This window comes from Streptomyces sp. NBC_01255 (assembly GCF_036226445.1).
Lineage (GTDB): Bacteria > Actinomycetota > Actinomycetes > Streptomycetales > Streptomycetaceae > Streptomyces.
Genome location: NZ_CP108474.1, coordinates 2,885,440 through 2,911,469 on the forward strand (window position 1 = coordinate 2,885,440; position 26,030 = coordinate 2,911,469).

At 71.0% G+C, this 26,030-nt stretch carries 30 protein-coding genes; 15 read left to right on the forward strand and 15 right to left on the reverse strand.

Annotation, left to right across the window (positions count from 1 at the left end; genetic code table 11):
* Window positions 1-10 precede the first annotated feature (10 nt).
* Together OG357_RS12530 and OG357_RS12535 are read right to left on the reverse strand one after the other, a co-directional pair.
* On the reverse strand, window positions 11-976 hold the full coding sequence (locus tag OG357_RS12530) for a zinc-binding dehydrogenase (RefSeq protein WP_317599072.1): 966 nt from the start codon (window positions 974-976) through the stop codon (window positions 11-13).
* Window positions 977-1,151: 175 nt separating this feature from the next.
* A complete protein-coding gene (locus tag OG357_RS12535; protein WP_329621218.1) occupies window positions 1,152-2,360 on the reverse strand; it encodes an NAD(P)-dependent malic enzyme in 1,209 nt (402 codons plus the stop codon).
* A 537-nt stretch (window positions 2,361-2,897) separates the two neighbouring features.
* On the opposite strand from OG357_RS12535, the gene OG357_RS12540 reads away from it, so the two are divergent.
* The 3 genes from OG357_RS12540 to OG357_RS12550 are packed head-to-tail and all read left to right on the forward strand — an operon-like array spanning window position 2,898 to window position 5,600.
* The gene (locus OG357_RS12540) at window positions 2,898-3,872 is read left to right on the forward strand and encodes an ABC transporter substrate-binding protein (protein WP_329621219.1); all 975 of its coding nucleotides are present in this window, start codon (window positions 2,898-2,900) and stop codon (window positions 3,870-3,872) included.
* A gap of 31 nt (window positions 3,873-3,903) precedes the next feature.
* Entirely contained in the window at window positions 3,904-4,842 is a 939-nt protein-coding gene (locus OG357_RS12545; protein ID WP_329621220.1) for an amino acid ABC transporter permease, read from the forward strand.
* Complete coding sequence (locus OG357_RS12550; RefSeq protein WP_329621221.1) at window positions 4,839-5,600, forward strand: amino acid ABC transporter ATP-binding protein; 762 nt, start codon at window positions 4,839-4,841, stop codon at window positions 5,598-5,600. Before OG357_RS12545 ends, OG357_RS12550 begins: the two co-directional genes overlap by 4 nt.
* A gap of 65 nt (window positions 5,601-5,665) precedes the next feature.
* On the opposite strand, the gene OG357_RS12555 is transcribed toward OG357_RS12550, so the two are convergent.
* The gene (locus OG357_RS12555) at window positions 5,666-6,415 is read right to left on the reverse strand and encodes a class I SAM-dependent methyltransferase (RefSeq protein ID WP_329621222.1); all 750 of its coding nucleotides are present in this window, start codon (window positions 6,413-6,415) and stop codon (window positions 5,666-5,668) included.
* Between the two features lie 94 nt (window positions 6,416-6,509).
* Between OG357_RS12555 and OG357_RS12560 the strand changes: the two genes are divergently transcribed.
* The gene (locus tag OG357_RS12560) at window positions 6,510-7,139 is read left to right on the forward strand and encodes a CGNR zinc finger domain-containing protein (protein ID WP_329621223.1); all 630 of its coding nucleotides are present in this window, start codon (window positions 6,510-6,512) and stop codon (window positions 7,137-7,139) included.
* Here the strand turns inward: OG357_RS12560 and sodX are convergent.
* Entirely contained in the window at window positions 7,043-7,477 is a 435-nt protein-coding gene (gene sodX / locus OG357_RS12565) for a nickel-type superoxide dismutase maturation protease (RefSeq protein ID WP_329621224.1), read from the reverse strand. The genes OG357_RS12560 and sodX overlap by 97 nt on opposite strands.
* Window positions 7,478-7,651: 174 nt before the next feature.
* Between sodX and sodN the strand changes: the two genes are divergently transcribed.
* A complete protein-coding gene (gene sodN / locus OG357_RS12570; protein WP_015036129.1) occupies window positions 7,652-8,047 on the forward strand; it encodes a superoxide dismutase, Ni in 396 nt (131 codons plus the stop codon).
* A 174-nt stretch (window positions 8,048-8,221) separates the two neighbouring features.
* Window positions 8,222-8,677: a hypothetical protein gene (locus OG357_RS12575; protein WP_329621225.1), complete on the forward strand. Its 456-nt coding sequence runs from the start codon at window positions 8,222-8,224 to the stop codon at window positions 8,675-8,677.
* A gap of 52 nt (window positions 8,678-8,729) precedes the next feature.
* Here OG357_RS12575 and OG357_RS12580 read toward each other — a convergent pair whose 3' ends face one another.
* Together OG357_RS12580 and OG357_RS12585 are read right to left on the reverse strand one after the other, a co-directional pair.
* Window positions 8,730-9,257, reverse strand: coding sequence for a GNAT family N-acetyltransferase (locus OG357_RS12580; protein WP_329621226.1), 528 nt, complete (start codon window positions 9,255-9,257; stop codon window positions 8,730-8,732).
* Window positions 9,254-10,222, reverse strand: coding sequence for a LysR family transcriptional regulator (locus OG357_RS12585; RefSeq protein ID WP_329621227.1), 969 nt, complete (start codon window positions 10,220-10,222; stop codon window positions 9,254-9,256). Before OG357_RS12585 ends, OG357_RS12580 begins: the two co-directional genes overlap by 4 nt.
* A gap of 185 nt (window positions 10,223-10,407) precedes the next feature.
* On the opposite strand from OG357_RS12585, the gene snpA reads away from it, so the two are divergent.
* Entirely contained in the window at window positions 10,408-11,058 is a 651-nt protein-coding gene (gene snpA / locus OG357_RS12590) for a snapalysin (RefSeq protein ID WP_329621228.1), read from the forward strand.
* A gap of 111 nt (window positions 11,059-11,169) precedes the next feature.
* Here snpA and OG357_RS12595 read toward each other — a convergent pair whose 3' ends face one another.
* Genes OG357_RS12595 through OG357_RS12605 form a run of 3 tightly spaced genes read right to left on the reverse strand, consistent with a single transcriptional unit; the run spans window position 11,170 to window position 12,531 of the window.
* The gene (locus OG357_RS12595) at window positions 11,170-11,589 is read right to left on the reverse strand and encodes a DUF6304 family protein (RefSeq protein ID WP_317599024.1); all 420 of its coding nucleotides are present in this window, start codon (window positions 11,587-11,589) and stop codon (window positions 11,170-11,172) included.
* 42 nt (window positions 11,590-11,631) lie between these two features.
* Window positions 11,632-11,907, reverse strand: coding sequence for a hypothetical protein (locus OG357_RS12600; protein WP_329621229.1), 276 nt, complete (start codon window positions 11,905-11,907; stop codon window positions 11,632-11,634).
* 42 nt (window positions 11,908-11,949) lie between these two features.
* Window positions 11,950-12,531, reverse strand: coding sequence for a dihydrofolate reductase family protein (locus tag OG357_RS12605; RefSeq protein ID WP_329625575.1), 582 nt, complete (start codon window positions 12,529-12,531; stop codon window positions 11,950-11,952).
* A 112-nt stretch (window positions 12,532-12,643) separates the two neighbouring features.
* Between OG357_RS12605 and OG357_RS12610 the strand changes: the two genes are divergently transcribed.
* Window positions 12,644-13,219 (forward strand): TetR/AcrR family transcriptional regulator, encoded by a 576-nt coding sequence (locus OG357_RS12610; protein WP_329621230.1) that lies wholly within the window; start codon window positions 12,644-12,646, stop codon window positions 13,217-13,219.
* Window positions 13,220-13,264: 45 nt separating this feature from the next.
* Here the strand turns inward: OG357_RS12610 and OG357_RS12615 are convergent, their stop codons facing one another.
* Together OG357_RS12615 and OG357_RS12620 are read right to left on the reverse strand one after the other, a co-directional pair.
* The gene (locus tag OG357_RS12615) at window positions 13,265-14,308 is read right to left on the reverse strand and encodes a family 2 encapsulin nanocompartment cargo protein polyprenyl transferase (protein WP_329625576.1); all 1,044 of its coding nucleotides are present in this window, start codon (window positions 14,306-14,308) and stop codon (window positions 13,265-13,267) included.
* A gap of 94 nt (window positions 14,309-14,402) precedes the next feature.
* Window positions 14,403-15,815, reverse strand: coding sequence for a family 2B encapsulin nanocompartment shell protein (locus tag OG357_RS12620; protein ID WP_329621231.1), 1,413 nt, complete (start codon window positions 15,813-15,815; stop codon window positions 14,403-14,405).
* A gap of 254 nt (window positions 15,816-16,069) precedes the next feature.
* On the opposite strand from OG357_RS12620, the gene OG357_RS12625 reads away from it, so the two are divergent.
* Complete coding sequence (locus tag OG357_RS12625) at window positions 16,070-16,660, forward strand: N-acetylmuramoyl-L-alanine amidase (RefSeq protein WP_329621232.1); 591 nt, start codon at window positions 16,070-16,072, stop codon at window positions 16,658-16,660.
* A gap of 34 nt (window positions 16,661-16,694) precedes the next feature.
* A complete protein-coding gene (locus tag OG357_RS12630) occupies window positions 16,695-17,603 on the forward strand; it encodes a 1-aminocyclopropane-1-carboxylate deaminase/D-cysteine desulfhydrase (protein ID WP_329621233.1) in 909 nt (302 codons plus the stop codon).
* Here the strand turns inward: OG357_RS12630 and OG357_RS12635 are convergent.
* On the reverse strand, window positions 17,600-19,198 hold the full coding sequence (locus OG357_RS12635) for a Na+/H+ antiporter (protein WP_329621234.1): 1,599 nt from the start codon (window positions 19,196-19,198) through the stop codon (window positions 17,600-17,602). The genes OG357_RS12630 and OG357_RS12635 overlap by 4 nt on opposite strands.
* Window positions 19,199-19,245: 47 nt before the next feature.
* Between OG357_RS12635 and OG357_RS12640 the strand changes: the two genes are divergently transcribed.
* The 3 genes from OG357_RS12640 (at window position 19,246) to OG357_RS12650 (ending at window position 21,282) form a co-directional block, all read left to right on the forward strand.
* A complete protein-coding gene (locus OG357_RS12640) occupies window positions 19,246-19,506 on the forward strand; it encodes a UBP-type zinc finger domain-containing protein (protein WP_329621235.1) in 261 nt (86 codons plus the stop codon).
* Between the two features lie 295 nt (window positions 19,507-19,801).
* Entirely contained in the window at window positions 19,802-20,215 is a 414-nt protein-coding gene (locus OG357_RS12645) for an anti-sigma regulatory factor (protein WP_024761155.1), read from the forward strand.
* Window positions 20,212-21,282, forward strand: coding sequence for an RNA polymerase sigma factor SigF (locus OG357_RS12650; protein WP_443066672.1), 1,071 nt, complete (start codon window positions 20,212-20,214; stop codon window positions 21,280-21,282). The genes OG357_RS12645 and OG357_RS12650 overlap by 4 nt, the downstream gene beginning before the upstream one ends.
* Before the next feature lie 11 nt (window positions 21,283-21,293).
* Here OG357_RS12650 and OG357_RS12655 read toward each other — a convergent pair whose 3' ends face one another.
* A complete protein-coding gene (locus OG357_RS12655; protein WP_329621237.1) occupies window positions 21,294-21,716 on the reverse strand; it encodes a hypothetical protein in 423 nt (140 codons plus the stop codon).
* A gap of 122 nt (window positions 21,717-21,838) precedes the next feature.
* Here OG357_RS12655 and OG357_RS12660 point away from each other — a divergent pair, with 122 nt between their 5' ends.
* A complete protein-coding gene (locus OG357_RS12660) occupies window positions 21,839-22,807 on the forward strand; it encodes a diacylglycerol/lipid kinase family protein (protein WP_329621238.1) in 969 nt (322 codons plus the stop codon).
* Window positions 22,808-23,125: 318 nt separating this feature from the next.
* Entirely contained in the window at window positions 23,126-23,383 is a 258-nt protein-coding gene (locus tag OG357_RS12665; protein ID WP_004937597.1) for a WhiB family transcriptional regulator, read from the forward strand.
* 151 nt (window positions 23,384-23,534) lie between these two features.
* On the opposite strand, the gene OG357_RS12670 is transcribed toward OG357_RS12665, so the two are convergent.
* On the reverse strand, window positions 23,535-25,001 hold the full coding sequence (locus OG357_RS12670; RefSeq protein WP_317599001.1) for a sensor histidine kinase: 1,467 nt from the start codon (window positions 24,999-25,001) through the stop codon (window positions 23,535-23,537).
* Between the two features lie 292 nt (window positions 25,002-25,293).
* Entirely contained in the window at window positions 25,294-25,959 is a 666-nt protein-coding gene (locus OG357_RS12675; protein WP_329621239.1) for a TetR/AcrR family transcriptional regulator, read from the reverse strand.
* Window positions 25,960-26,030 lie beyond the last annotated feature (71 nt).

Consider the following 26,030-nt stretch of genomic DNA (forward strand, 5'->3'; position numbering starts at 1 on the left):
TGACGAGTCATCAAGAGGTCGTCAGGACGATCTTTCCGAAGAGTTCGCCGGACGCCATCTTCTCGAAGCCCTCGCGGGCCCGGTCCAGCGGCAGGACCTCGTCGACGACCGGCCGGACGCCCGTGGCCGCGCAGAACGACAGCAGGTCCTCCAGCTCGTCCTTGGAGCCCATGGTCGAGCCGACGACCTTCAGTTCCAGGAAGAAGATCCGGGTCAGCTCGGCGTGCGCGGGCCGGTCCCCGCTCGTGGCGCCCGAGATGACCAGGGTGCCGCCCGGCCGCAGCGACTTGACCGAGTGCGACCAGGTCGCGGCGCCGACGGTCTCGATGACCGCGTCCACGCGCTGCGGCAGCCGCGCCCCCGGCTCGTACGCCTCGACGGCGCCGAGCTCGACGGCGCGCTTGCGCTTGGCCTCGTCGCGGCTGGTGGCGAAGACCCGCAGGCCCGCCGCCTTGCCGAGGGCGATCGCGGCGGTGGCCACGCCGCCGCCCGCGCCCTGCACGAGCACCGAGTCCCCGGGCCGTACACCCGCGTTGGTGAAGAGCATGCGGTACGCGGTGAGCCAGGCGGTGGGCAGGCAGGCGGCCTCCTCGAAGGAGAGCTCCTTCGGCTTGGGCAGCACGTTCCAGCGGGGCACGGTCACCCGCTCGGCGAACGTTCCCTGGTACCGCTCGGTGAGGATGGAGCGGGGCTCGTCCGGCCCGACGCCGTGGCCGGTCTGGCCGATCACGGAGTGCAGGACGACCTCGTTGCCGTCCTCGTCGATGCCGGCGGCGTCGCAGCCGAGGATCATCGGCAGCTTCTCCTCGGGCAGTCCGACCCCGCGCAGCGACCACAGGTCGTGGTGGTTGAGCGAGGCGGCCTTGACGGTGACGGTGGTCCAGCCGGGCCGGACCTCGGGCTCGGGGCGTTCGCCCAATTCGAGCCCGTTCAGGGGCTGGTCGCGGTCGATTCGGGCAGCGTAGGCAGCGAACATGGCCCCGACCCTAGGGTCGGACGGGCGCGTGGCGGAACCACGCACCCGTGTGACACATACCTCCGCCGTACGCGACGAGGCCCCGGCCCCGCCCACGCGACGAGGCCCCGCCCACGCGACAGGGCCCCGTCCCGGTGGTCCGGAACGGGGCCCTGTCGGGGGCTCAGGTGCGAGCTCAGCGGCGCGCGATGCCCTCCGCACGGGCGGCGGCGGCCACTGCGGCCGCGACGGCCGGGGCGACCCGCTCGTCGAACGGCGACGGGATCACGCAGTCGGCGGCGAGCTGGTCGCCGACCACGTCCGCGATGGCGTTGGCCGCGGCGATCTTCATGCCCTCGGTGATCCGGGAGGCCCGGACCTGGAGCGCGCCGGCGAAGATGCCGGGGAACGCGAGGACGTTGTTGATCTGGTTCGGGTAGTCCGAACGCCCGGTCGCCACGACGGCCGCGTACTTGTGCGCGACGTCGGGGTGGACCTCGGGGTTCGGGTTGGCCATGGCGAACACGAAGGCGTTCGGGGCCATGGAGGCGACGGCCGCCTCGGGGACCGTACCGCCGGAGACGCCGATGAAGACGTCGGCGCCGGCGAGGGCGGTCTCCAGGGAGCCGGTCAGGCCCGCCTTGTTCGTGATCTCGGCGAGCTCGCGCTTGACGTCGGTGAGGTCCTCGCGGTCCCGGCTCACGATGCCCTTGCGGTCGGCGACGGCGACGTCACCGAGGCCGGCCTCCAGCAGGAACTTGGCGATGGCGACACCGGCCGCACCGGCGCCGGAGATGACCGCGCGCAGGTCGCCGAGGGTCCGGTCGGTCAGCTTCGCCGCGTTGCGGAGGGCGGCGAGGGTGACGATCGCGGTGCCGTGCTGGTCGTCGTGGAAGACGGGGATGTCGAGGCGCTCCTGGAGCTTGCGCTCGATCTCGAAGCACCGCGGCGCCGAGATGTCCTCCAGGTTCACTCCGCCGAAGGACGGGGCGAGCCGGACGACCGTCTCGACGATCTCGTCGGCGTCGGTGGTGGCGAGGGCGATCGGGACCGCGTCCACGCCGCCGAACTGCTTGAAGAGGATGGCCTTCCCCTCCATGACCGGGAGGGAGGCCTCCGGGCCGATGTCGCCGAGGCCGAGCACCGCCGTACCGTCGGTCACGACGGCCACGACCTGGGACTTCCAGGTGTAGTCGTTGACCAGCTCGGGCTGCTCGGCGATCGCGGTGCACACCTTGGCGACGCCGGGCGTGTACGCGAGGGACAGGTCGTCCTTGTCCCGGAGGGGAACGGTGGCCTGCACGGCCATCTTGCCGCCCCGGTGAAGGGCGAAGACAGGATCGAAGGGCTCGGGAGCCCCGTCCGTACCACTGTCATTGCGAGGATTGACGATCTCCGCTGCCATTGGGAAGACCCCTTAAGTCTGTTTCATTTGAGGGTGGCCACTCCTGGTTGAGGAGGGGTGGGGAGGCACCGCGGCCGCCTTGTCTGGCAGCCGCTCGGGCGCGCCGCACAACGCGCCCTGAGCCCCGGATGAGGGGTGTAAGGATCCTTCTTACCGGACGGACGGCACCGCAGACGAGTCCATATGCGCTCGGTGACGCGACTCATACCGAGTGCATCCGGACACGGACGGAGCACGACACGTCACCCCATGTCCCTATAGATGCCTACGGCACCCGAATGGCCGCTTTCAGCTCGTCCGAATGGCGAGATCTACCGGAGATTTTCCGGTAACGGGGAAGAGATCCCGAAGAAGGTCCGGCCTTGATGTACCGGCCTGTCGTGATTCGGGGGTCACCCGTTACCCGATTTTGACATCCATGGCCGTCGGTTTGAGGCAGTCCGAATGGCAAGATGCCGTAATCACACGAGGTCGCGACACTCGAAGACGCGTACGTGACCTGCTGGCAAGCCCCTCACACGCCGGAGGAACCCGACCATGACCGCACGCTCCACGCGCTGTACGACCGCCGCCAAGACCCGCACGTCCCGTCTTGCCGCGGTCGCCGCCATCGCGGTCGCCGGCTCGATGCTGCTGACCGCCTGTGGCGACCAGACCGCGGGCGGCTCCGCGACCCCGACGAAGGACGGCGCCTCCGCCAACACCGCGCCGCTGTTCTCGAAGCTCCCGGCCGACATCCAGAAGGCCGGCGTCATCAAGGTCGGCACGGATGCCACGTACGCCCCGATGGAGTTCAAGAAGGGCGCGGAGATCGTCGGCATCGACCCCGATGTCGCCGCCGCCCTGTCCAAGCAGCTCGGCGTGAAGTTCGAGTTCGAGAGCGGCACCTTCGACACCCTGCTCACCTCGATGACGACCGGCCGCACCAACGTCGTCATGTCCTCGATGACGGACACCAAGGCCCGCCAAGAGGGCCTGGACGACAAGGGCAAGAAGACCGGCGCCGGCGTCGACTTCGTCGACTACTTCTCCGCCTCCACCGGCATCCTGGTGAAGAAGGGCAACCCGGAGAACATCAAGTCCCTCGACGACCTGTGCGGCAAGAAGCTCGCGGTGCAGCGCGGCACGACGTACGAGCAGGCCGCCAAGGACCAGGCCGCCAAGTGCGAGAAGGACGGCAAGCCGAAGCTGACCTTCGAGTCGTACCCGACCGACGCCGAGGCGCAGACCCGCGTCAAGGCCGGCGGCGCGGTGGCCGACCTCAACGACTCGCCGGTCGCCGCCTACATCGCCCAGACGGCCGGTGGCGGCAACGACTTCGAGGCGATCGCCAACAAGACGGACGCGGGCCTCTTCGGCATCGCCGTCGACAAGAAGAACGTCCAGCTGCGGGACGCGCTCAAGGAAGCCCTCGACGCGGCCATCAAGGACGGCAGCTACAAGGCCGCCCTCGACAAGTGGAACGCCGGCGACGGCGCCATCCCCGCGGCCAAGATCAACGGCGGCTCCTGACCCTCTCCCGCAAGACTGAAGGGCAGTCGCTGTGACTGACAAGATCGACAAGGTTCCGGCCGGGGCTCCCGCCCCGGCGGGAGTCCCGCCGGAGGCCATCAAGGCCATTCCGGTCCGCCACTACGGGCGCTGGGTCGCCGGCGTCCTGGTGGTGGCCCTGCTGGTACTCCTCGGGTACGCCTTCTCCCAGGGCAACGTGCGCTGGGCGACCGTGCCGGAGAAGCTGTTCGACTCCACCATCCTGAGCGGCCTCTGGCACACCATCCTGATCAGCGTGGCCTCGATGGCCCTCGGTCTGGTGCTCGGCGTGCTGTTCGCCGTGATGCGCCTGTCGAAGAACCCGGTGACCAGTTCGGTCGCCTGGCTCTACATCTGGATCTTCCGCGGCACGCCGGTCTACGTGCAGCTGCTCATCTGGTTCAGCCTCGCCCTGATCTTCCCGGTGTTCAACATCGGGTTCTACAAGGACGAGATGACCGATGTCATGACCCCCTTCCTGGCCGCCCTGCTGGGCCTCGGCCTGAACGAGGGCGCGTACATGGCGGAGATCGTCCGGGCCGGCATCCAGTCGGTCGACGAGGGTCAGACGGAGGCCTCGCACGCCCTGGGCATGAGCCAGGCGAAGACCATGCGGCGTGTGGTGCTCCCGCAGTCGATGCGGGTGATCATCCCGCCGACCGGCAACGAGTTCATCAACATGCTGAAGACCTCTTCGCTGGTCGTGGCCGTGCAGTACCCGGATCTGCTGCGCGCCGCGCAGGACATCGCCTCGACCTCGTTCGCGGTCATGGAGATGTTCTTCGTCGCTTCGATCTGGTACCTGATCCTGACCTCGGTGTTCAGCGTGGGCCAGTACTACCTGGAGCGGCACTACGCCCGCGGCTCCCTGCGGTCGCTGCCGCCCACGCCGTGGCAGAAGATCAAGGCGAACCTCTCCCGATTCTCCAACCGTGAGGCGGTGGCCAAGTGACCGCGATGGTGAAGGCCGAGGGCGTCCACAAGTCCTACGGCGCCGCGCACATCCTCAAGGGCATCGACCTGGAGGTGCAGAACGGCGAGGTGTTCTGCCTGATCGGCCCGTCCGGTTCCGGCAAGTCCACCTTCCTGCGCTGCATCAACCACCTGGAGAAGATCAACTCCGGGCGCCTCTCGGTCGACGGCCAGCTGGTCGGGTACCGCCAGAAGGGCGACAAGCTCTACGAGCTGAAGGACAGCGAGGTCGCGACCCAGCGCCGGGACATCGGCATGGTCTTCCAGCGCTTCAACCTGTTCCCGCACATGACGGCCCTGGGCAATGTCATGGAAGCGCCGATCCAGGTCAAGGGCGAGTCCAAGGCCGTGGCCCGCGAGCGGGCCGAGCGGCTGCTGGACCGGGTCGGCCTGGCCGACAAGGCCGGGAACTACCCCACGCAGCTCTCCGGCGGCCAGCAGCAGCGCGTCGCCATCGCCCGCGCGCTGGCGATGGAGCCGAAGCTGATGCTCTTCGACGAGCCCACCTCGGCTCTCGACCCCGAGCTGGTCGGTGACGTCCTCGACGTCATGCGCGACCTGGCCGAGTCGGGCATGACCATGGTCGTCGTCACCCACGAGATGGGCTTCGCCCGCGAGGTGGGCGACTCGCTGGTCTTCATGGACGGCGGCGTGGTGGTCGAGTCGGGCCACCCGCGGGACGTCCTGGGCAACCCGCAGCACGACCGGACGAAGGCGTTCCTGTCCAAGGTGCTCTGAGACGCACGAGGGAAGGGGCGGTACGGGGTCACCCGTACCGCCCCTTCCCTCTTTCGGGTTACCGGCTACTTCACCGCGAGGAGCAGGGTGTCGGAGGGCGACGCCCACACCGGGCGGGCCTCGCCGAAACCGGCGGCGCGGAGGGTCTCCGCGTGCCAGCGTGCGGAGGGCATGTCGCCGTCGGCGTGCTCGCCGTAGATCTCGAAGCGGCGGGCGGTGGGCTCGGCGAGGGCCGGGTCCTTCGCGGCCTCGGCCCACCAGGCGGCCCAGTCCAGGGCGCCGTCGGCCTTGGCCCGGTCCATGACGGCGTGCCGGTGCGCCCGCTCGGCGGCGTTGATGCGGGGCGTGCTCTCGTCGATCATGTGGTCGGCGTTCATGAAGACGCCGCCGTCGCGGACGAGACCGGCGACCTGCCCGTAGAGGGCGGTCAGGGGCTCGGTGTGGAGCCAGTGGAGCGCGGTGGCGGTGAGGACGGCGTCGTACGAGTCGTGGGGCAGCCGCGCGGTCCAGGCGGGGTCCTTGAGGTCGGCGGTCACGAAGGTGACGCGCTCGTCGCCGGAGAAGTACCCCTCGGCGATGGCCAGGAGAGCGGGATCCAGATCGACACCGGTACTGGTCGCCTCCGGGAACCTCCGGAGGAGCCGATCCGTGATACTTCCCGTACCGCACGCGAGGTCGAGCACGCGGGGCTTCGGTCCCACCACGGCCTCGACCATGTCGAGCATCACCCGGAACCGCTCCTCACGGTCCGGCATGTACCACTCCTGCTGACGGTCCCAGCTCTGCTGCCAGCCCGCCCAGTCGGTTCCGGTCATCGCCGTACCCTCCCCGCTTCGTAATACCCTCATAGGGGACACAGGCGTTACCCCTTCCGACCGAGACACTAGACCGCCGGAGTAAGGACTACAAGTGGAACTGGCCTATTACTCGGATTACGCCGTTCGTCTCGTCAACACCGAGGAGCCGGCCCGCAACAAGGACGCCCTGACCTCCGTCGAGGTGATCCGGGAGCTCTTCGGCCCGGCCACCCAGATGGCCCGGCGGGCGACCGACTCCGACGTGACCCGCTTCCGGTCGGTGCGCACCCGCCTGCGGGCCGTCTTCACCGCGGCCGACGAGGGCGACCACACCGGGGCCGTGGACCTGCTGAACTCCCTGCTCCTGGAGTTCCCGGTCAGCCCGCAGATCTCGGGCCACGACACCCTCGACGAGGACGGCCGGCCCCGCTGGCACATGCACCTCGCCGACCACCCCTCGAACGCGACCGCGGGCTACGCGGCGATCGCGGCGATGGGGCTCGCCTTCCACCTGACGGAGTTCGGCGCGGACCGGCTCGGCCTGTGCCAGGCGCCGCCCTGCCGCAACGCCTACCTCGACACCTCCACCAACCGCTCCCGCCGCTACTGCTCGGACCGCTGCGCGACCCGGGCCAACGTGGCCGCCTACCGGGCCCGCAAGCGCCTGGAGGCCGAGCGGTCCGACCACACGGGCCTGACCGAGGAGAAGAGCCAGGAGAGCACCACCCAGGCCGACCGCTGACGCCCCGGCGTCACCGGCCGGTACCGCGCCCGCACCCGCCCGAGAACCAGCTCGGGCGGTACGGCCCCGAAGACCCGACTGTCCCCCTCGGCGTCCGGATTGTCGCCCAGCACCCACCAGCCGCCGTCACGTCGCTCGATCAGCCGCTTCACGATGAGCAGATCCTGCTGGAGCGGATGCCGCAGCACGGCGACGGCGCCGGGCCGCAACCGGGCGCCGTAGCGCACGAGCAGCTGATCGCCGTGGAGCAGCGTGGGCACCATCGACACCCCCGTGACCTCGGCGATCCCGAACGGCGCCCCGGCCGCACCCACGCGCTCCGGTCCCGCTTCCCTCATCCGCACTCCCGACCCACGCGCCGACGCGCCTCGTCGACCCGTCTCGTCCACTCGTACACGAGTCCCATGGTGACCCTGGACTTTTGACCTAAGCCCCAGGGGGCGCCCGCGAAAACGCCCTTCTCACCGAGTAATGTCCCACCTGAGAAGACGATCACGAGGAAGGACGGCTCAATGCTCTCCCGCCTGTTTGCCCCCAAGGTGAAGGTCAGCGCCCACTGCGACCTCCCGTGCGGCGTGTACGACCCGGCCCAGGCCCGCATCGAGGCCGAGTCGGTCAAGGCTGTTCAGGAGAAGTACCTGGCGAACGAGGACGCGCACTTCCGTGCCCGTGCCACGGTCATCAAGGAGCAGCGCGCGGAGCTCGCGAAGCACCACGTCTCGGTGCTCTGGAGCGACTACTTCAAGGCCCCGCACTTCGAGAAGTACCCCGAGCTCAACCAGCTGGTCAACGACACCCTGAAGGCCCTCTCGGCCGCCAAGGCGTCGACCGACCCGAAGACGGGCGAGAAGGCGCTGGAGCTCATCGCCGAGATCGACCGCATTTTCTGGGAGACGAAGAAGGCCTGACCCCTGGTCACGCCTCAGGGCCGGCGGGTCTTCCCGCTCGCCCGGCTTCCCGGTCCGCACCCGGTCCGCAGGCCGCCGTACACGGCGTCCATGGCGGTCCGGGTGCGGTCTTTTCCGGCCAGTCTTCTTGCCGGAAGGCGGCCACCGGGGAGACCGCCCCCGATACTTCGGGTCATGACGGTGGAGAGAGCAATGCGCTGGGCGGTGGCCGCGGCGACGTCGGCGGCCGTGGTGACGGCCGCAGGGTGCGGCCAAGAGCGGCCGGTGTGCACCTTGATCGGTGCGGAATCCCAGGTGCATGTCGTCTGGGATACGGCGCACTTCCCCGTCGACGCCCGGTACCGGCTCTGCGCCGACGAGGTCTGCCGGGACGGACAGGGGCAGCAGGGCGGCCCCCTCGGGACGTTCAACCTGCTCCTGCCCGAGGCCACGGGAGAGCAGCGGGTGGCCGTGCGCTTCCGGGCCACCGACCCGGCCGATGGCCGACGCCTCTACGACCGCACCGCCCAGGTCACGCTGCGGAAGGTCACACCCAACGGCGAGCGGTGCGGGCCCGTGGTCTGGCAGGCCGGCCTCCGGGCCGATCCGGAGCGGGGTCTGGTCGACGCCCGCCCGGCCGACACCCGCTGAGCGTCCTAGGGCCTGTCCGCCGCGACCCCGGCCATGATCCGCCGGACAGGCCCTAGGCCGGGTCCACCGGAAGGGTGTAGCGGCGCTTCTCCTTGGACGTCGCGCCCAGGCGGTCGTAGAAGCGGATCGCCCCCTCGTTCCAGGCGGGGGTCTGCCACTGGATCTCCGTCAGGCCCAGGGCGCGTGCCTCCGCGTGGACGGCGTCGACCAGGAGCGGGCCGAGGCCGTGGCCCCGGGCCGTGGACGTGAGGTAGAGGCAGTCCATGTGGAGGTACGCGACGCCGTCCCAGGTGGAGAGTTCGGGCGCGCAGGTGGCGTAGCCCGCGAGGCTCCCGTCCGGGAGTTCGGCGACCAGGCAGCGGAGGCGGGGCACCTCGCCGCCGGGCCCCGCCGGTCCGTGCGACGCGCCGCCGGGCCCGTCGAAGAGGAGGCCCGCCAGGCGGGTCGCGAGGCCCGGGGCCGGGGGTGCCGCCTTCTCGTACTCGGCGTGTTCGGCGACGAGTTCGACGACCCGCCCCAGGTCTTCCGCGCGGGCGCGGCGCACCGCGGCCCTTCCGCCTTCACCGTCACGATCGCTCATACGGCCATCATGCACGGCCCCACCGACGCTCCGGCGGCCGCGCCCTGGCGCCGTAGCCATTCGCGGTACGGGGTGGCGCGCAGGGCCGCTTCGCGATAGGCGGCGGCGAGCTCCGCGTACAGCGTGTCCAGGGCCGTCCCCGGGCGCGCGTACAGCAGCAGCCGGACCGCCAGCGGGTCGCCGCGCAGCGGCCGGATCGCCATGTCCTCGCGGGGGACCGAGGTCGGCTGGCAGGGGGCGACGGCCTCGCCGAGGACGATGAGGGAGGCGGCCGTGTGGTAGTCGCCGTGGAGCAGCGGCGGGTCGATGCCGGCGGCGGCGAGGACCCGCCGGAGGCCGTCCCATTCGCCGTCCACGGTCGGATCGACCATCCAGTGGTCGCGGGCGAGGTCGGCGAGGTCGACGACGGGGCTCGCGGCGGCGGGGTGGTCGCGGGCCATGGAGACGAACTGCGGTTCGCGGGCGACCAGGACCCGCCGCTGAAGCCCCTCGGGGACCCGTAGGGGGCAGCCCTCGACCTCGTGGACGAAGGCCACGTCGAGCTGGCCCGCGGCGACCGTGTTCAGCAGCGTGTGGGCGGAGACGTCCATGCGGAGGCCGACGTCCGTGCCGGGCAGGCGCTGGCGGAGTCGGCGCAGCCAGCCGGGGAGCGCACGGCTGGCGGTGGAGCCGACGCGGAGTCCGGGGCCCTCGGTGCGGGCGACCGCGGCCCGGGTCTCGGTGACCAGCGCGGCCATGTCCGCGACCAGGGGGCGGGCCCGGCTGAGCACGGAGCGGCCGAGCGGGGTGGGCAGGCAGCCGGTGCGGCCGCGGGAGAAGAGCTCGGCGCCCAGGGAGTTCTCGATCCGGCGCAGTTGGGTGGTCAACGAGGGCTGGCTCATGCCCAGTTGCCGCGCCGCCTTGTGCAGGCTGCCCGCGTCCGCGATGGCGCAGAGCGCGCGCAGATGTCTCACCTCCAGCTCCATGCCCCGAGGGTAGGGCGGCGACCTGTGTCGCACCAGACAGCCGGAGCGCGTCAAATACCTTGCTTTGCAAGGCAGTTGGCGTCATCGAGCAGGGTGATGTGGGCGGGCTATCGGCAGTTGACATCATCCCCACGCGCCCCGGCTTCCCCGAGACTCTCTCCGACCCCCTACAGGAGGAGCCCCCCATGCGTCACCCCAAGGTCCTCAACTCCGTACTGACCGCCGCCCTCGGCCTCGGTCTCGCCGCCTCGCTCGGTACGGCTCCGGCGGCGGCTGTCGGTACGGCTCCGGCGGCCGCTCCCGCAGCCGTGGCGTACGCCGGTTCGGCCGAGGACGCCAAGGCCAACAAGGCGTTCTTCGAGGCCGTCGTGAAGTCGGTGGCGAAGAAGCGGGCCGCCAACCCGGGCGCGGCCGCCGTCACCGTCGTCTACAGCGCGTCCAACGCGCCGAGCTTCCGTACCCAGATCGCCCGCTCCACCCAGATATGGAACAGCTCGGTGGTGAACGTCCGGCTCGTCGAGGGCAGCAACCCGGACTTCCGGTACTACGAGGGCAACGACTCCCGTGGCTCGTACGCGAGCACCGACGGCCACGGCAGCGGCTACATCTTCCTCGACTACCGGCAGAACCAGCAGTACAACTCCACCCGGGTGACCGCCCACGAGACCGGGCACGTCCTCGGTCTGCCGGACCACTACAGCGGGCCGTGCAGCGAGCTGATGTCGGGCGGCGGCCCCGGCACGTCCTGCCAGAACGCCCAGCCGAACGCCCAGGAGCGCTCCCGCGTCGACCAGCTGTGGCGGAACGGGCTCGCCACCGCGTTCAAGGCTTCCTGACCCCAGGAGGCGCGTCCGTACGCGCACGAATCCGCACGCGTACGAAGAGGACGGCGGCGCCCGCGAGGGGCGCCGCCGTCCGGCGTTCGGGTGGGGTTCGGGACCCGGGTGTCAGGCCGCCTGCAGCAGACGGCGGCCGAAGTCGGCGCCGGGCGGGAGCTGGCGCCGGACCCGGTCGAGCGCCCCGTCGAAGTCACCTCCGGCGACGCACGATTCGAAGGCGGCGCCACCGTAGTGGAGCGTCAGGCTCAGGTCCGAGCGCTCACCGAGCGTCAGCAGACAGCTCAGGGTGGCCTGCTGGGCCACGCCGTCCATGACGACGGGGAGCGGCAGGTCCCACTCCAGGACGCAGCCGCCGAGGGCCTGCCCGCCGCTCTCGGCGGCGCTGAGCGCGGCGAAGGTCGCGCCCGTGTACTCGACCCCCCTGATCCGGGTGGCGACGTGCCGCCCGGTGGCCGTGATGACGATCGCTTCCGCGCCGCTGCGGTCCCGGTACCAGCCGGTCCAGACTTCTGTCGACTCCGATGACATGCGCGGACTGTAGCGGTATGACCGGCTCCGGCGCGCGGCCGGTCACCCGGTGGCCGGACTTCTCCCGTTCTCGCCGTTCTTGCCGGTCACCTGCGCGCTAGTGGCTTCCGCGCCGGTGTCCGGAGCGTCTTCGGCGGCCGTCTCCGCGCCCTCGTGGAGGGGGCAGTCCGGGTTGCGGCAGGGCTGCACTTCCCACTCCGGCACCCAGGCCCCGAGGACCTTGTGCCGGGTGGCCAGCTTGGCGCGCGGTCGGCCGCAGGCCGGACATCTGCTCTCGGCCAGCGGGTCCCGCGTCGTGCGAGGCACCTCGTCACCCATGCTTCCAGGGTAGGACGCCTCGCACGGACCCGCCCTCCGCCACTACCGCTTCCTGGAGTACGTACGGACGAGCACGCCGTTGTCGAAGGTGCGCACCTCGCCCAGCACGAAGTCGCGGGGCTCGAAGCCGGCGCCGAACATCGGCATGCCGGAGCCGTAGACCTGCGGGTACGTCTTGATGACCAGCTCGTCGATCTCCTCGATGAGCTCGCCCGCGATGGTGGAGCCGCCGCAGAGCCAGACGCCCAGGGGGCTGTCCTCGGCCTTGAGCTCGCGGACGCGTCCGACGAGGTCGTCGGCGATCAGCTCGACATCGGGGTCGGGCGACTCGGCCAGCGACCGGGTGGCGACGAACTCGCGCAGGTGGCTGTACGGGCTGGTGACGCCGACGTCCAGGGCGAGCCGGTACGACCCCAGCCCCTGGATGACGGTGTCGAAGTGCTTGTTGTCGCCGTCGATCCCGAGCGTCTCCCGAGCCTGCGTCGGGATCGTCTCCGGGTACTCGGCGCCCATGAACTGCAGGTACGGCGCGTCCAGGAACGTGAACATGGACGTGGCATCGCCCTCGGGGTCACCGATGAAGCCGTCGATGGTGCAGGCGATGTAGTAGGTGAGCTTGCGCAAACCGGTCCTCTTCGTCTTCGGGAAGTGGGCTGCAGCCGCAACCACGACGGCTATAGTGCTTCACTTGTAGTGGTTACGCAAGCCCCCATGTCCGAAACGAAGGGAGCCGCACGTGGCGAGGAACCCGGAACGCCGTACGGCGCTGCTCGACGCAGCGATCGAGGCCCTGGCCGACGAAGGTGCCCGCGGGCTGACCTTCCGGGCCGTCGACGCCCGGGCGGGGGTCCCCACGGGCACCTCGTCCAACTACTTCAGCGACCGAGACCGGTTGCTCTCCGAGGTCGCCGACCGGATCTTCGTCCGGCTGACGCCCGAGCCCGGCGCCATCGACACCGCGCTGCTCGCGAAGCCCAGCCGCGCCCTCGTCGTCGAGCTGATGCGCTGGCTCGCCCGGCGCATGATCGCCGAGCGCACCTGCTACCTGGGCCTTTTCGAGCTGCGCCTGGAGGCCGCGCGCCGGCCCGAGCTCCAGAGCCGGTTCACCCAGGTGCTCCGCGACGACCTCGCCTTCAACATCCGGCTGCACGTCGAATCGGGGATGCCCGGGGACGCGGACACGGTCCGGGTTCTCTACTTCGCCCTCACCGGGCTGCTCCTCGACCACTTCACCGTGCCCGGCCTCCACGCCGAACGGGACCTGGACGACCTGGTCGAGACCGTGGTCGCCCGGATCGTCCCGGAGTCCTGACCCGGCTCTCGGACCCGGCTCTCGGACCCCGCTCTCCTCTTCGCCTCAGCGCGTACGCCGGGTGACGAACTCCGCGAGGGCGAGCAGGTCTCCCGCCGCCGCCAGGTCCGGCACCGCCTGCGCCAGGTACTCGACGGCACGGCCCATGCGCTCGGCCGCCTGGGCCTGCGCCCAGTCCCGGCCGCCGGCCCGCTCGACCGCGTCCGCCGCGGCCCGTACCGCCGCCGCGTCGAGGGCCGGACGGGCGTAGAGCTCGGCCAGTTCGTCCCCCGCCGGGGTCCCCGAGGCGAGCGCCGCCACCACGGGCAGCGACTTCTTGTGGGCGACGAGGTCGGCGCCGGCCGGCTTGCCCGTCCGGTCCGGGTCGCCCCAGATCCCGATGAGGTCGTCGATCAGCTGGAACGCGAGTCCGGCCTCGCGGCCGAAGGAGTCCATCGCCGCGACCTCCTCCTCGCCCGCGCCCGCGTAGAGCGCGCCGATGGCACAGGAAGCGCCGAGCAGGGCCCCGGTCTTGGCGGTGGCCATGGCCAGGCACTCGTCGAGCGAGACGTCGCGGGGCGCGCGCTGCTCGAAGGCGCAGTCCGCGGCCTGGCCCGCGCAGAGCTCGATGATGCAGGCGGCGAGACGGGCGGAGGCGGCCCCGGACGCGGGGTGCGGGTCCTCGGCGAGCAGCCGCAGGGCGAGCGCGCTCATCGCGTCACCGGCGATCAGCGCCTCCGGGATGCCGAAGACGGTCCAGGCGGTGGGCCGGTGCCGCCGGGTCGGGTCCTCGTCCACGATGTCGTCGTGGAGCAGGGTGAAGTTGTGCGCGAGCTCGACCGCCGCGGCGGCCTTGACGGCCGGGGCGGACTCGGCTCCGAGGGCGCGGGCCGCCGCGAGGACCAGGGCCGGCCGGATCGCCTTGCCCGCCTGGCCGGCGGCCGGGGTGCCGTCGGCGTGCTCCCAGCCGAAGTGGTACATCGCGACCCGCCGTATGGAGCCCGGCAGGGACTCGACGGTGGAGCGGAGTTGGGGATTGACAGCGGTCCGTGTCTGGTCCAGGAGCATCACGGCCCCCTGACCGTCGCCGACGGCATCCGTGCTGGTCATGGTCACGGTCACTTCCTTCGTCTCCTTCGCGGCGCGAGCGCTGGGGAACGCCCGGGGGCGGGAGGTTCGGGCCCCGCCCCCGGGCGTCGCCGGCTCAGCGCCAGCGGCTGACCTCGACGTTCTCCAGGACGCCGAGCGCGTCCGGGACGAGGATGGCCGCCGAGTAGTAGGCCGTGACGAGGTAGGAGATGATCGCCTGCTCGTCGATGCCCATGAAGCGGACCGAGAGGCTGGGCTCGATCTCGTCGGGGAGGCCGGTCTGGTGCAGACCGATCACGCCCTGGTCGGCCTCGCCCGTACGCATGCAGATGATCGAGGTGGTCCGGGCGTCCGACACCGGGATCTTGTTGCACGGGTAGATCGGCACGCCGCGCCAGGTCGGGATGCGGTTGCCGTTGACGTCGATCGTCTCCGGCACGAGGCCGCGCTTGTTGAGCTCGCGGCCGAAGGCGGCGATGGCGCGCGGGTGGGCGAGGAAGAGCTTCGAGCCCCGGCGGCGGGAGAGCAGCTCGTCCATGTCGTCGGGGCTGGGGGCGCCGTCGTGGGGCTGGATCCGCTGCCCGTAGTCGCAGTTGGAGAGGAGACCGAACTCCTTGTTGTTGATGAGCTCGTGCTCCTGGCGCTCGCGGAGCGCCTCGACCGTCAGCCGCAACTGCTGCTCGGTCTGGTTCATCGGCTGGTTGTAGAGGTCGGCGACGCGGCTGTGGACCTTCAGCACGGTCTGGGCGACGCTCAGCTCGTACTCGCGGGGAGAGGCGTCGTAGTCGACGTACGTGTGCGGGACGACCGCCTCGCCGACGTGGCCGGCGGAGAGGTCGATGGCGGCCTCGCCGTAGCCGTTGGTGCGCTGGTCGGGCAGGGCGGCCATGCCCGCGAGGTGCGCGGCGAGCGAGCCGACCCGGTCCGCGAGGTTCCGCACGTCGTCGCGGGTGAGCTCCAGGACCGTACAGGCGGTGGCGGCCCGGGCGGTCCAGCCCCAGACGGCGTCGCCGCTGATCAGCGCGGACTCGCCGAGGTAGGAGCCGTCGGCGAGGACGCCGAGGACGGCCTCGTCCCCGTAGGGTCCCTCGCCGATCTGCTCGATCCGGCCGTGCGCAAGGAGGTACACGCGGTCGGTGGCGGCGCCCGCGGTCGCGATGATCTCGCCCGCCGCGTACTCCCGCTGCGAGCAACGGGACGCGAGCTCGGTCAGGGCGTCCTCGTCCTCGTATCCGCGCAGGGCCGGAAGCTCGCCGAGCTCGGCGGGGATGACCGCTACCCGCTGCCCCGTCTGGACGAAGGTGACGCGGCCGTCACCCACGGAGTAGCTGAGCCTGCGGTTCACCCGGTACGTACCGCCCTGCACCTGCACCCACGGCATCATCCGCAGGAGCCACCGAGAGGTGATCTCCTGCATCTGCGGCGCGGACTTGGTGGTCGTGGCGAGGTTCCGCGCGGCGGCGGTACCGAGACTCTGCTGCGGTGCCTGGTCCGTACGGACCTCGTCGCCAACCGAACCAACGGACATGGAACTCCCTCTCGTATACGTGAGTTGCGAGAGAAGCCTTTCAGCACGGAACGTGTCGGCGCCATTACACATTCGAGTGGGACTGTTCGACGATCTTCGGGGCATGTCACGCGATTTCCCCTCCGAACAGCGGCGCATCAGGGCCCCGCACCGCCGTGTCCGGATCAGCTCGCACATCACTCGAACGGATGGCCGTGGAGTAGCGGACTCCGGTACTCCGGAAGTTCACCCCGTTCCCCCGAAGGGAGTCGGTCATGGCCTCACCCATGTCCGCGAGCAGGTTCCTCGACGCGCTGCGCGACGAGGGCCTCGCGGTCGTCCAGGTCGGCGACTGGTCCACCCACAACCGCAACCACAAGGGCCCCTGGGGCCCCGTGCACGGCGTGATGATCCACCACACCGTGACCCGGGGCACCGCGAGCACCGTCCGGATCTGCAAGGACGGTTACGAGGGCCTGCCGGGTCCGCTCTGCCACGGCGTGATCGCCAAGGACGGCACGGTCCACCTCGTCGGCTACGGCCGCGCCAACCACGCGGGCCTCGGGGACGACGAGGTGCTCAGGGCGGTCGTCGCCGAGCAGGGGCTGCCGCCGGACGACGAGGCCTCGACGGACGGCAACCGGCACTTCTACGGCTTCGAGTGCGAGAACCTCGGCGACGGCGAGGACCCGTGGCCGAAGGTCCAGCTGGAGGCCATCGCGAAGGCGACGGCCGCCGTGTGCCGGGTGCACGGCTGGACCCAGCGCTCGGTCATCGGGCACCGGGAGTGGCAGCCGGGGAAGGTGGACCCGCGCGGGTTCACGATGGCCTCGATGCGCGAACGGGTCGCCGACCTGCTGCGCTGACCGTCGATCCCGGACCGGCCGGGACAATGGCCGGGTGAACGCCTTCGACCTCTCCCGGCTGCGGCCCCGGCTCCCCTCGCCCCTGGAGCCGGTGGAGGACGAGCGCTTCGCCCGGCGCGGTCTCACGTTGCTGCTCAAGCGCGACGACCTCATCCACCCCGACCTGCCGGGCAACAAGTGGCGCAAGCTCGCGCTCAACCTGCGCGCGGCGGACGGCCGGCCCGTGCTCACCTTCGGCGGCGCGTACTCGAACCACCTGCGTGCCACGGCCGCCGCCGGGCGGCTCTTCGGCTTCCCGACGATCGGCGTCGTCCGCGGCGACGAGCTGGCCGGGCGCCCGCTCAACCCGTCCCTCGCGCGGTGCGCGGCGGACGGGATGCGGCTGGAGTTCGTCGACCGGGCCACGTACCGCGCGAAGAGCGAACCCGCCACGCTCGCCGCGCTCCTGGAGCGGGCCCCCGCGGAGACGTACGTGGTCCCGGAGGGCGGCAGCAACGCGCTCGCCGTGCGGGGGTGTGTGGAGCTCGGCCGCGAACTCGCCGGGGCGGCGGACGTGGTCGCCGTCGCCTGCGGCACGGGCGGCACCCTCGCGGGCCTCGCGGCCGGCCTCGCGCCCGGGCAGAGGGCCCTGGGGGTTCCGGTCCTCAAGGGCGGCTTCCTGGGCGCGGAGGTCCGCGCCCTCCAGGAGGCGGCTTTCGGCGGCCCGCGCGGCGACTGGGCCCTCGACGAGCGGTTCCACTGCGGCGGTTACGCCCGTACCGGCCCGGTCCTTGAGGCGTTCGCACGGGACTTCGAGGCGCGGCACGGACTCGCCATCGAGCGGCTGTATGTCGCCAAAATGCTGTACGGACTCGTCACCCTCGCGGAGGAGGGCGCGTTCCCGGCGGGTACCCGGCTCGCGGCAGTGGTGACAGGCGCCCCGGAGCCACGTCCGGGGAACTAGTCGGCCGCCTCCTCGCGGTACGCGGCGGCCTCCTCCAGGTCGAGGCGGCGGAGCAGCGTACGCATCATCTCGTCGTCGATCCGGCGCGCGTCGCGCAGCCGCACGAAGACCTCGCGCTCGGCTTCGATCATCTCGCGGGAGAGCCGCCGGTACGTGTCGTCCGCCGTCTCCCCGGTGGCTTCGTTGACCGCCCCGAGCCGCTCCCACACGGAGTTCCGGCGCCGCTCCAGGACCGTGCGGAGCCGGTCGGCGAGGGGCTTCGGGAGAGCGTTGTGCTCGTCGGCGAGGAGGGCGTCGAGGCGTTCCTCGGCGGCCCGGGAGGCCTCGCTCTGGGCCTGTGCCTCGGCGAGGGTCTCGGCGTACCGGTCGCGTCCGGGGAGCTTCAGGAACCGGATGAGCGGGGGCAGGGTGAGGCCCTGCACCACCAGCGTGCCGATGACGGTGGTGAAGGTGAGGAAGAGGACGAGGTTGCGGGCCGGGAACTCCACCCCGTCCGTGACGACGGGGATGGAGAAGGCGATGGCGAGGGAGACCACTCCGCGCATGCCGGCCCAGCCGACGACGAGCGGGGCCTTCCAGTCCACTCCCGGCTCGCGTTCGCGTACGCGCGCGGAGAGCCGGCGGGGCAGGAAGGTCGCCGGGTAGACCCACACGAACCGGACGACGACGACGGCCACGAAGACCCCGACCGCGTACCAGACCGCCTCCCCGATGCCGTACTGGCCGAGGCCCTGGACGACGTACGGCAGTTGGAGCCCGATCAGGGCGAAGACTGCGGATTCCAGGACGAAGGCGACCATCTTCCAGACGGCCTCCTCCTGGAGCCGGGTCGCGAAGTCGACCTGCCAGGCGCGGTGGCCGAGGAAGAGGCCGACCACGACGACGGCGAGGACGCCGGAGGCGTGCACCTCCTCGGCGGCCGCGTAGGCGACGAAGGGGATGAGGAGGGAGAGGGTGTTCTGGAGGAGGGAGTCGCCGAGGCCGCGGCGGAGCCAGTGGATGGGGACCATGAGGACCAGGCCGACGCCGATCCCGCCGAGGGACGCGAGCGCGAACTCCCCGATGCCGCCGGCCCAGCTGATGCCCTCGCCGACCGCCGCCGCGAGGGCCACCTTGTAGGCGGTGATGGCGGTGGCGTCGTTCACCAGGGACTCGCCCTGGAGGATCGTGGTGATCCGGTGGGGCAGACCGAGCTTGCGGGCGATGGCGGTGGCGGCGACCGCGTCCGGCGGGGCGACCACCGCGCCGAGCACGAGCGCGGCGGTCAGCGGCAGGTCGGGGACGAGGACGTACGCGAGCCAGCCGACGGCCACGGTGGCGAAGAGGACGTAACCGACGGAAAGCAGGGCGACGGGCCGGATGTTGGCCCGCAGGTCGAGGTAGGAGGAGTCGAGGGCCGCCGTGTAGAGGAGCGGGGGCAGGATCAGCGGCAGCACGATGTGCGGGTCGAGCGTGTAGTCCGGTACTCCGGGGACGTACGAGGCGGCGAGACCGGCGGCGACCAGGAGCAGCGGGGCCGGCACCGGGGTCCTGCGCGCGAGCCCCGCGATCGCGGCGCTCGCCGCCACCAGTGCCACCAGCTGCAGTGCGTCCATGCCCTTGTGCCCGTCCCTGTCCGGTGTCGCAACGTAACCTGGCCATCATGAGCGAGTGCCCGCACGTTGCCGAAATGCCGCGCCCCGAACCGGCGCCGCTGGCCGACACCTGCCCGGAGTGCCTGGCGGACGGGACGCACCCGGTCCAGCTGCGGCTCTGCCTGAGCTGCGGGCATGTCGGCTGCTGCGACTCGTCGGCGGGGCGGCACGCGACGGGGCATTTCTCCAGCACGGGGCATCCGGTGATGCGGACCTTCGAGCCGGGCGAGGCCTGGCGCTGGTGCTTCGTGGACAGTTCGATCGTCTGACGGCCGGGCCCCTCGGTACGACGCGGCCCTTCCGACGGTTCGACGGCTTCCCGGTTGGGTACGTCATCCCTCCGCCAGTCGCTCGTTTTCGCCCCCCGCAGGCCTCTACCCACCGTCCGCATCCATGGGCCTACCATGGGTGACGAGCGCGATCGGGGGCCGGGGGGGCTCACGGCGACACGGCGGGACGGATCGCGATAGCGTCACGGCGGACTGCGCAGCCCCCTGCGCACCGCCCGGTTCGGGGCCTCTCCCCCCGGACCCCGAATGAGCTTGTGCCACCTTGGAGGTGAGGGTGTCCCAGATCACAGGCGAGCCCGGGACCCAGGACTTCGTGGAAGTCCGGCTGCCCGCTGCGGGTGCCTATCTGTCCGTGCTGCGTACGGCCACGGCCGGCCTCGCGGCGCGCTTGGACTTCACCCTCGACGAGATCGAGGACTTGCGGATCGCGGTCGACGAGGCCTGCGCGATCCTGCTCCAGCAGGCCGTGCCGGGGTCCGTCCTCAGCTGTGTCTTCCGGCTGGTCGACGACTCGCTGGACGTGACGGTCTCCGCCCCGACGACCGACGGCCGGGCGCCGGAGCGGGACACCTTCGCCTGGACGGTGCTGTCGGCACTGGCCGGGAAGGTGGAGTCGTCGGTGGCCGACGACCGTACGGTCTCGATCAGCCTGTACAAACAGCGCGGCGCGGGGCCAGGCCCGGCGTGAGGAGCGGGGACGCGACGGCCGGCATCCCTGAGCAGCAGGCGCGGCCGCACGAGGTCGCTACGGAGCAGGCGGACCAGATGAGCGAGCACGAGCAGCACCACCAGGTTCCCGAGACACCCGGCCTCCCGGAGGCCTCGACGACCCCCGGGACCTCCGGGACCTCCGAGGTCGCCGGGGTCTCCGAAGTCTCCGAGGTCGCCGGGGACTCTTCGGGCATGCCGAGCGCCGAAGAGGCCAAGGCCGCCGAGGAAGCCAAGGCCGCCGAGGCGGAGCAGCGCGACGAGGTCCCGGAGCCTCCCACCGTCCCCGCCCCGACCGACCGGAGCGGCGCCCGCGCCCTCTTCGTCGAGCTGCGCGGGCTGCCGGAGGGTTCCCCGGAGAAGGCGGAGCTGCGCAACCGGCTGGTCCGGATGCACCTGCCCCTGGTGGAACACCTGGCCCGGCGCTTCCGCAACCGCGGCGAGCCGCTGGACGACCTGACGCAGGTGGCGACCATCGGCCTGATCAAGTCGGTGGACCGGTTCGACCCGGAGCGTGGCGTCGAGTTCTCGACGTACGCGACCCCGACGGTCGTCGGCGAGATCAAGCGCCACTTCCGTGACAAGGGGTGGGCCGTCCGCGTGCCGCGCCGCCTCCAGGAGCTGCGGCTCTCGCTGACCACGGCGACGGCGGAGCTCTCCCAGCAGCACGGCCGCTCCCCGACGGTGCACGAGCTGGCCGAGCGGCTCGGGATCTCGGAGGAGGAGGTCCTGGAGGGGCTGGAGTCGGCGAACGCCTACTCGACGCTCTCCCTGGACGTCCCGGACACGGACGACGAGTCGCCGGCCGTGGCGGACACCCTGGGCGCCGAGGACGAGGCCCTGGAGGGGGTCGAGTACCGCGAGTCGCTCAAGCCGCTCCTGGAGGACCTGCCGCCGCGGGAGAAGCGGATCCTGCTGCTGCGGTTCTTCGGGAACATGACCCAGTCGCAGATCGCGCAGGAGGTCGGCATCTCGCAGATGCACGTTTCTCGGCTGCTGGCTCGGACCCTGGCGTCGCTTCGGGAGAAGCTTTTGGTGGAGGAGTAGGGGCTAAGGCCCTACGGAGTGTTCTGGCCGGGGCGCCGGATGCCGAGCGCCTCGGTCGTGGCCGGGTTCACCAGGAGGACGAGCCCGGTGACGGCGAGGACGCCGAGGGCGATGCCGGCCGGGATCATCGCGCTGTTCGCCTGGAGCATCTGCCAGGCGACCGGCAGGGCCAGGATCTGGGTGATGACGGCCGGGCCCCGGCTCCAGGAGCGGCACAGCCACAGGCCGCGGGCGGCGACGAGCGGGATCAGGCCGAGCGCGACGAGCGTCACCGCGCCGGTCAGGGCGCCGGTGAGGTCGCCCGTCCCGTCCGTGAGGGATCTCACCAGCATGAACACGCCGCCGGCGATGAGCCCGAGGGCCTCGATGCCGGCCACGGCCGCCGCGGCGGCGAGGCGAGTGGGGCGGGAGGTCTGCTCCGTACTGCTGCTCATACAGGGCAGGGTAGCCGGGGCGCCCGCCGGGCCGGGCAGGCCGGGGCGGACCGGGCCGTGCGGGGTGTCCGACGGGTGGCCTGGACTGGGCCAGGTACCGCCGGGTAGGTACCCTGGCGCTCATGCGCGCACTTCTCGTGGTCAATCCGGCAGCCACCACCACCAGTGCCCGCACCCGTGACGTGCTCATCCACGCACTGGCGAGCGAGATGAAGCTGGAGGCGGTCACCACCGAGTACCGCGGCCACGCGCGCGACCTGGGACGGCGCGCCGCCGACTCGGGCAACATCGATCTGGTCGTGGCCCTCGGCGGCGACGGCACGGTCAACGAGGTCGTCAACGGACTGCTGCACGGCGGGCCCGATCCGGACCGGCTTCCGGGTCTCGCGGTCGTCCCCGGCGGCTCGACCAATGTCTTCGCCCGCGCGCTCGGACTGCCGAACGACGCCGTGGAGGCGACCGGCGCCCTGCTCGACGCCCTGCGTGAGCGGCGGGCACGCACAGTGAGCCTCGGGCTTGCGGCCGGCACGCCGGGCACCGAGGACGAAGCGGTCCCTTCGCGCTGGTTCACTTTCTGCGCCGGCCTCGGATTCGACGCGAGCGTCATCGGCCGGGTCGAACAGCAGAGGGAGCGCGGGAAGAGATCCACGCACGCCCTCTATCTGCGCCAGGTGTTCCGCCAGTTCCTGGACGAGCCGCACCGGCGGCACGGCACGATCACCCTGGAGCGCCCCGGCTTCGAGCCGGTCGAGGACCTCGTCCTCTCCATAATCTGCAACACCTCCCCCTGGACCTACCTGGGCAATCGTCCGGTGTACGCGTCCCCGGAGGCGTCCTTCGAGACCGCTCTCGACGTGCTCGGACTGAGCCGTCTCTCCACCCCGGCGGTGGCCCGGTACGCCACTCAGCTGCTCACCTCCACGCCGGAGCGGGGTCCCCGCGGCAAGCACGCCGTGACTCTGCACGACCTGACCGACTTCACCTTGCATTCGAAGGTCCCCCTCCCCCTCCAGATGGACGGTGACCACCTGGGACTGCGTACGAGCGTGACGTTCACAGGCGTACGCCGTGCACTGCGTGTGATTGTGTGAGTGGAAGGGCCCAAAGTCCTTTCACTCGAACGTTTAGGCGCGCATCCACCCCTTAGAAGTACGGCTGTGACCTAGCCGACACCGAGGAATCAAAAAAAACTTTCCGGAAGGGGTTGTATCCCCCGTCGAGGTTTGCGAGTCTCTTCTTGGCGATCGGGACGGCCCGCAACACCGGCCTCCACTGAGAGCCAGAACCCCTCCTCAACACCTGGACCACACCAGTTCATCTGGCAGTCGGCCCTTCCCTTGCGGGGGGATTCGTGAAAGCGTTCACATTCACAAGCAACCAGCTTGTAACACCCTAGAGAGGTAGCAGCCATGGACTGGCGTCACAACGCCGTTTGTCGTGAGGAAGACCCCGAGCTGTTCTTCCCCATCGGCAACACCGGTCCTGCGCTGCTGCAGATCGAGGAAGCCAAGGCCGTCTGCCGCCGCTGCCCCGTCATGGAGCAGTGCCTGCAGTGGGCGCTCGAGTCCGGCCAGGACTCCGGCGTCTGGGGTGGCCTCAGCGAGGACGAGCGCCGCGCGATGAAGCGCCGTGCCGCTCGCAACCGGGCGCGTAACGCCACCGCCTGACACCCCGCCGAAAGCCTGAGGCCAGCGGCGCATACATCGCGTATGCAATCACCGCCCTCGAGTCGCAGCGCGCAGCAGTAACCCACAGCATTCGAGCCCCGGACCGATCTCCTCGGTCCGGGGCTCGCTGCTGTGTCCGCCTCGCTTCTGCTTACTTCTGCGCCAGTACGGGGATGTCGAGGATCACCTTCGTGCCGCGCTCGGCACCGGGGACCATGTCGAACGTTCCGCCCAACTCCCCTTCCACCAGCGTCCGTACGATCTGGAGTCCGAGGTTGCCGGCCCGCTGCGGGTCGAAGCCCTCGGGCAGACCGCGGCCGTCGTCCTGGACCGTGATCAGGAGCCGGGCGTCGACGCGGGGCTCGCCGCGGACGGCGGTGACCTCGACGGTGCCCTGCTCGCCCTGGGTGAAGGCGTGCTCCAGGGCGTTCTGGAGGATCTCCGTGAGGACCATGGAGAGCGGGGTCGCGACCTCGGCGTCGAGAATGCCGAAGCGGCCGTTGCGCCGGCAGGTGACCTTGCCCGGGGAGATCTCGGCGACCATCGCGATCACCCGGTCGGCGATCTCGTCGAACTCGACACGTTCATCCAGGTTCTGAGACAGCGTCTCATGGACGATCGCGATCGAACCGACGCGCCGCACCGCCTCGTTGAGCGCCTCGCGGCCGCGGTCGGAGTCCATCCGGCGGGCCTGGAGACGCAACAGGGCGGCCACGGTCTGGAGGTTGTTCTTCACCCGGTGGTGGATCTCCCGGATGGTCGCGTCCTTGGTGATCAACTCGCGCTCGCGGCGGCGGAGTTCGGTGACGTCACGGAGCAGGACGAGCGAACCGATCCGGGTGCCCTTGGGGCTGAGCGGGATCGCCCGCAGCTGGATCACCCCGCCGTTGCCCTCGACCTCGAACTCGCGCGGCGCGTAGCCCGAGGCGACCTTGACCAGGGCCTCGTCCACGGGGCCGCGGGAGGGGGCGAACTCGGCCGTGATCTGGCCGAGGTGCTGGCCGACGAGGTCGGCGGCGAGGCCGAGCCGGTGGTAGGCGGAGAGCGCGTTGGGCGAGGCGTACTGGACGACGCCTTCCGCGTCCAGGCGGACCAGGCCGTCGCCCGCGCGGGGCGAGGAGTCCATGTCGACCTGCTCGCCCGGGAAGGGAAACGTTCCGGCCGCGATCATCTGGGCGAGGTCGGAGGCCGACTGGAGGTAGGTGAGCTCCAGCCGGGAGGGCGTACGGACGGTGAGCAGGTTGGTGTTGCGGGCGATGACACCGAGGACCCGGCCCTCGCGGCGTACGGGGATCGACTCGACCCGCACCGGGACCTCCTCGCGCCACTCGGGGTCGCCCTCGCGGACGATCCGGCCCTCGTCGAGGGCGGCGTCGAGCAGGGGGCGGCGGCCGCGCGGCACCAGGTGGCCGACCATGTCGTCCTGGTACGAGGTGGGGCCCGTGTTGGGCCGCATCTGGGCGACGGAGACGTATCGCGTGCCGTCGAGGGTCGGAACCCACAGGACGAGGTCCGCGAAGGAGAGGTCGGAGAGCAGCTGCCACTCCGACACCAGCAAGTGGAGCCACTCGAGGTCGGAGTCGCTCAGGGCTGTGTGCTGGCGCACGAGGTCGTTCATGGAGGGCACGCTGCGAGGGTACCTGCGGAATTGCAGGGGCGGTGAACCTGGATCTCCGGGCGTCCGTGTTGGAGGATGGGCCGGGAAGGACCGCGCTCCTGTGGATGGACAGACAAGAATGGTCTAGTCCACAATGGCGCTACAAGCCTCCATCCTCCCCGCACAGGAGGATGGAACGAGGTACCCGACGCTCTCTGCCCTGACTGCGTCGAGACCTCCCACACGGCCGAGGGACCGCACACCCCCGGCCGAGCAACTCCGGGCTGCGGTGCCGGACGGGCTGAGGGTCCCGTCAGGCGCCGCGGCCCGCGGGTGCTTCCGGGGCCGTTTCCGGGACTGATTCCGAGCCCGCTTCCGAAGCCGTTTCCGCAGGCCAGGCCTGCATCGCCCACTCCGCCACCGCCGCGAGGTCCTCCCGCGTCGCCCCGTCGCGGGCCTGCTGGGACATGCCCTGGAGCACGGCGCCGCTGAAGCGGGCGAGCGCGCGGGCGTCGGTGCCGGGTGACAGCTCCCCCGCCTCGACGTCCCGGCGGATCCGGGCCTCGAAGGAGGTCAGATTGGCCTCGCGGCGCGCCCGCAGGGCCTCCTCGACCTCGGGTGTCGAGCAGTTGATCGCCGCGGAGATCATCAGACAGCCGCGCGGATGACCCGACTCCGTGAAGAGCTCCGCCGCCTCCCGCAGGACGCGTCCGACGGCGCCGCGGGCCGTCGGCTCCTCGGCGAAGGCGCGGCCGCCGTACGCGCCGTACGACCCCGCGTACGCCTCGACGACCTCCTCGAAGAGCGTCCGCTTGTCGCCGAAGGCCGAGTAGAGGCTGGGTGCGCTGATGCCCATGGCGCGGGTGAGGTCGGCGACGGAGGTCGTCTCGTAGCCGTGCTCCCAGAAGGCCATCGTGGCCTGCTCCAGGGCCGTGAGCCGGTCGAAGGAGCGGGGGCGGCCGCGCTGTCTCGTCACCATGGAGTGAATTCTATAGCGCGCGCTAGGAAAAGTGGGGTACGGTTCTTTTCGTAACGACCACTACACAAACA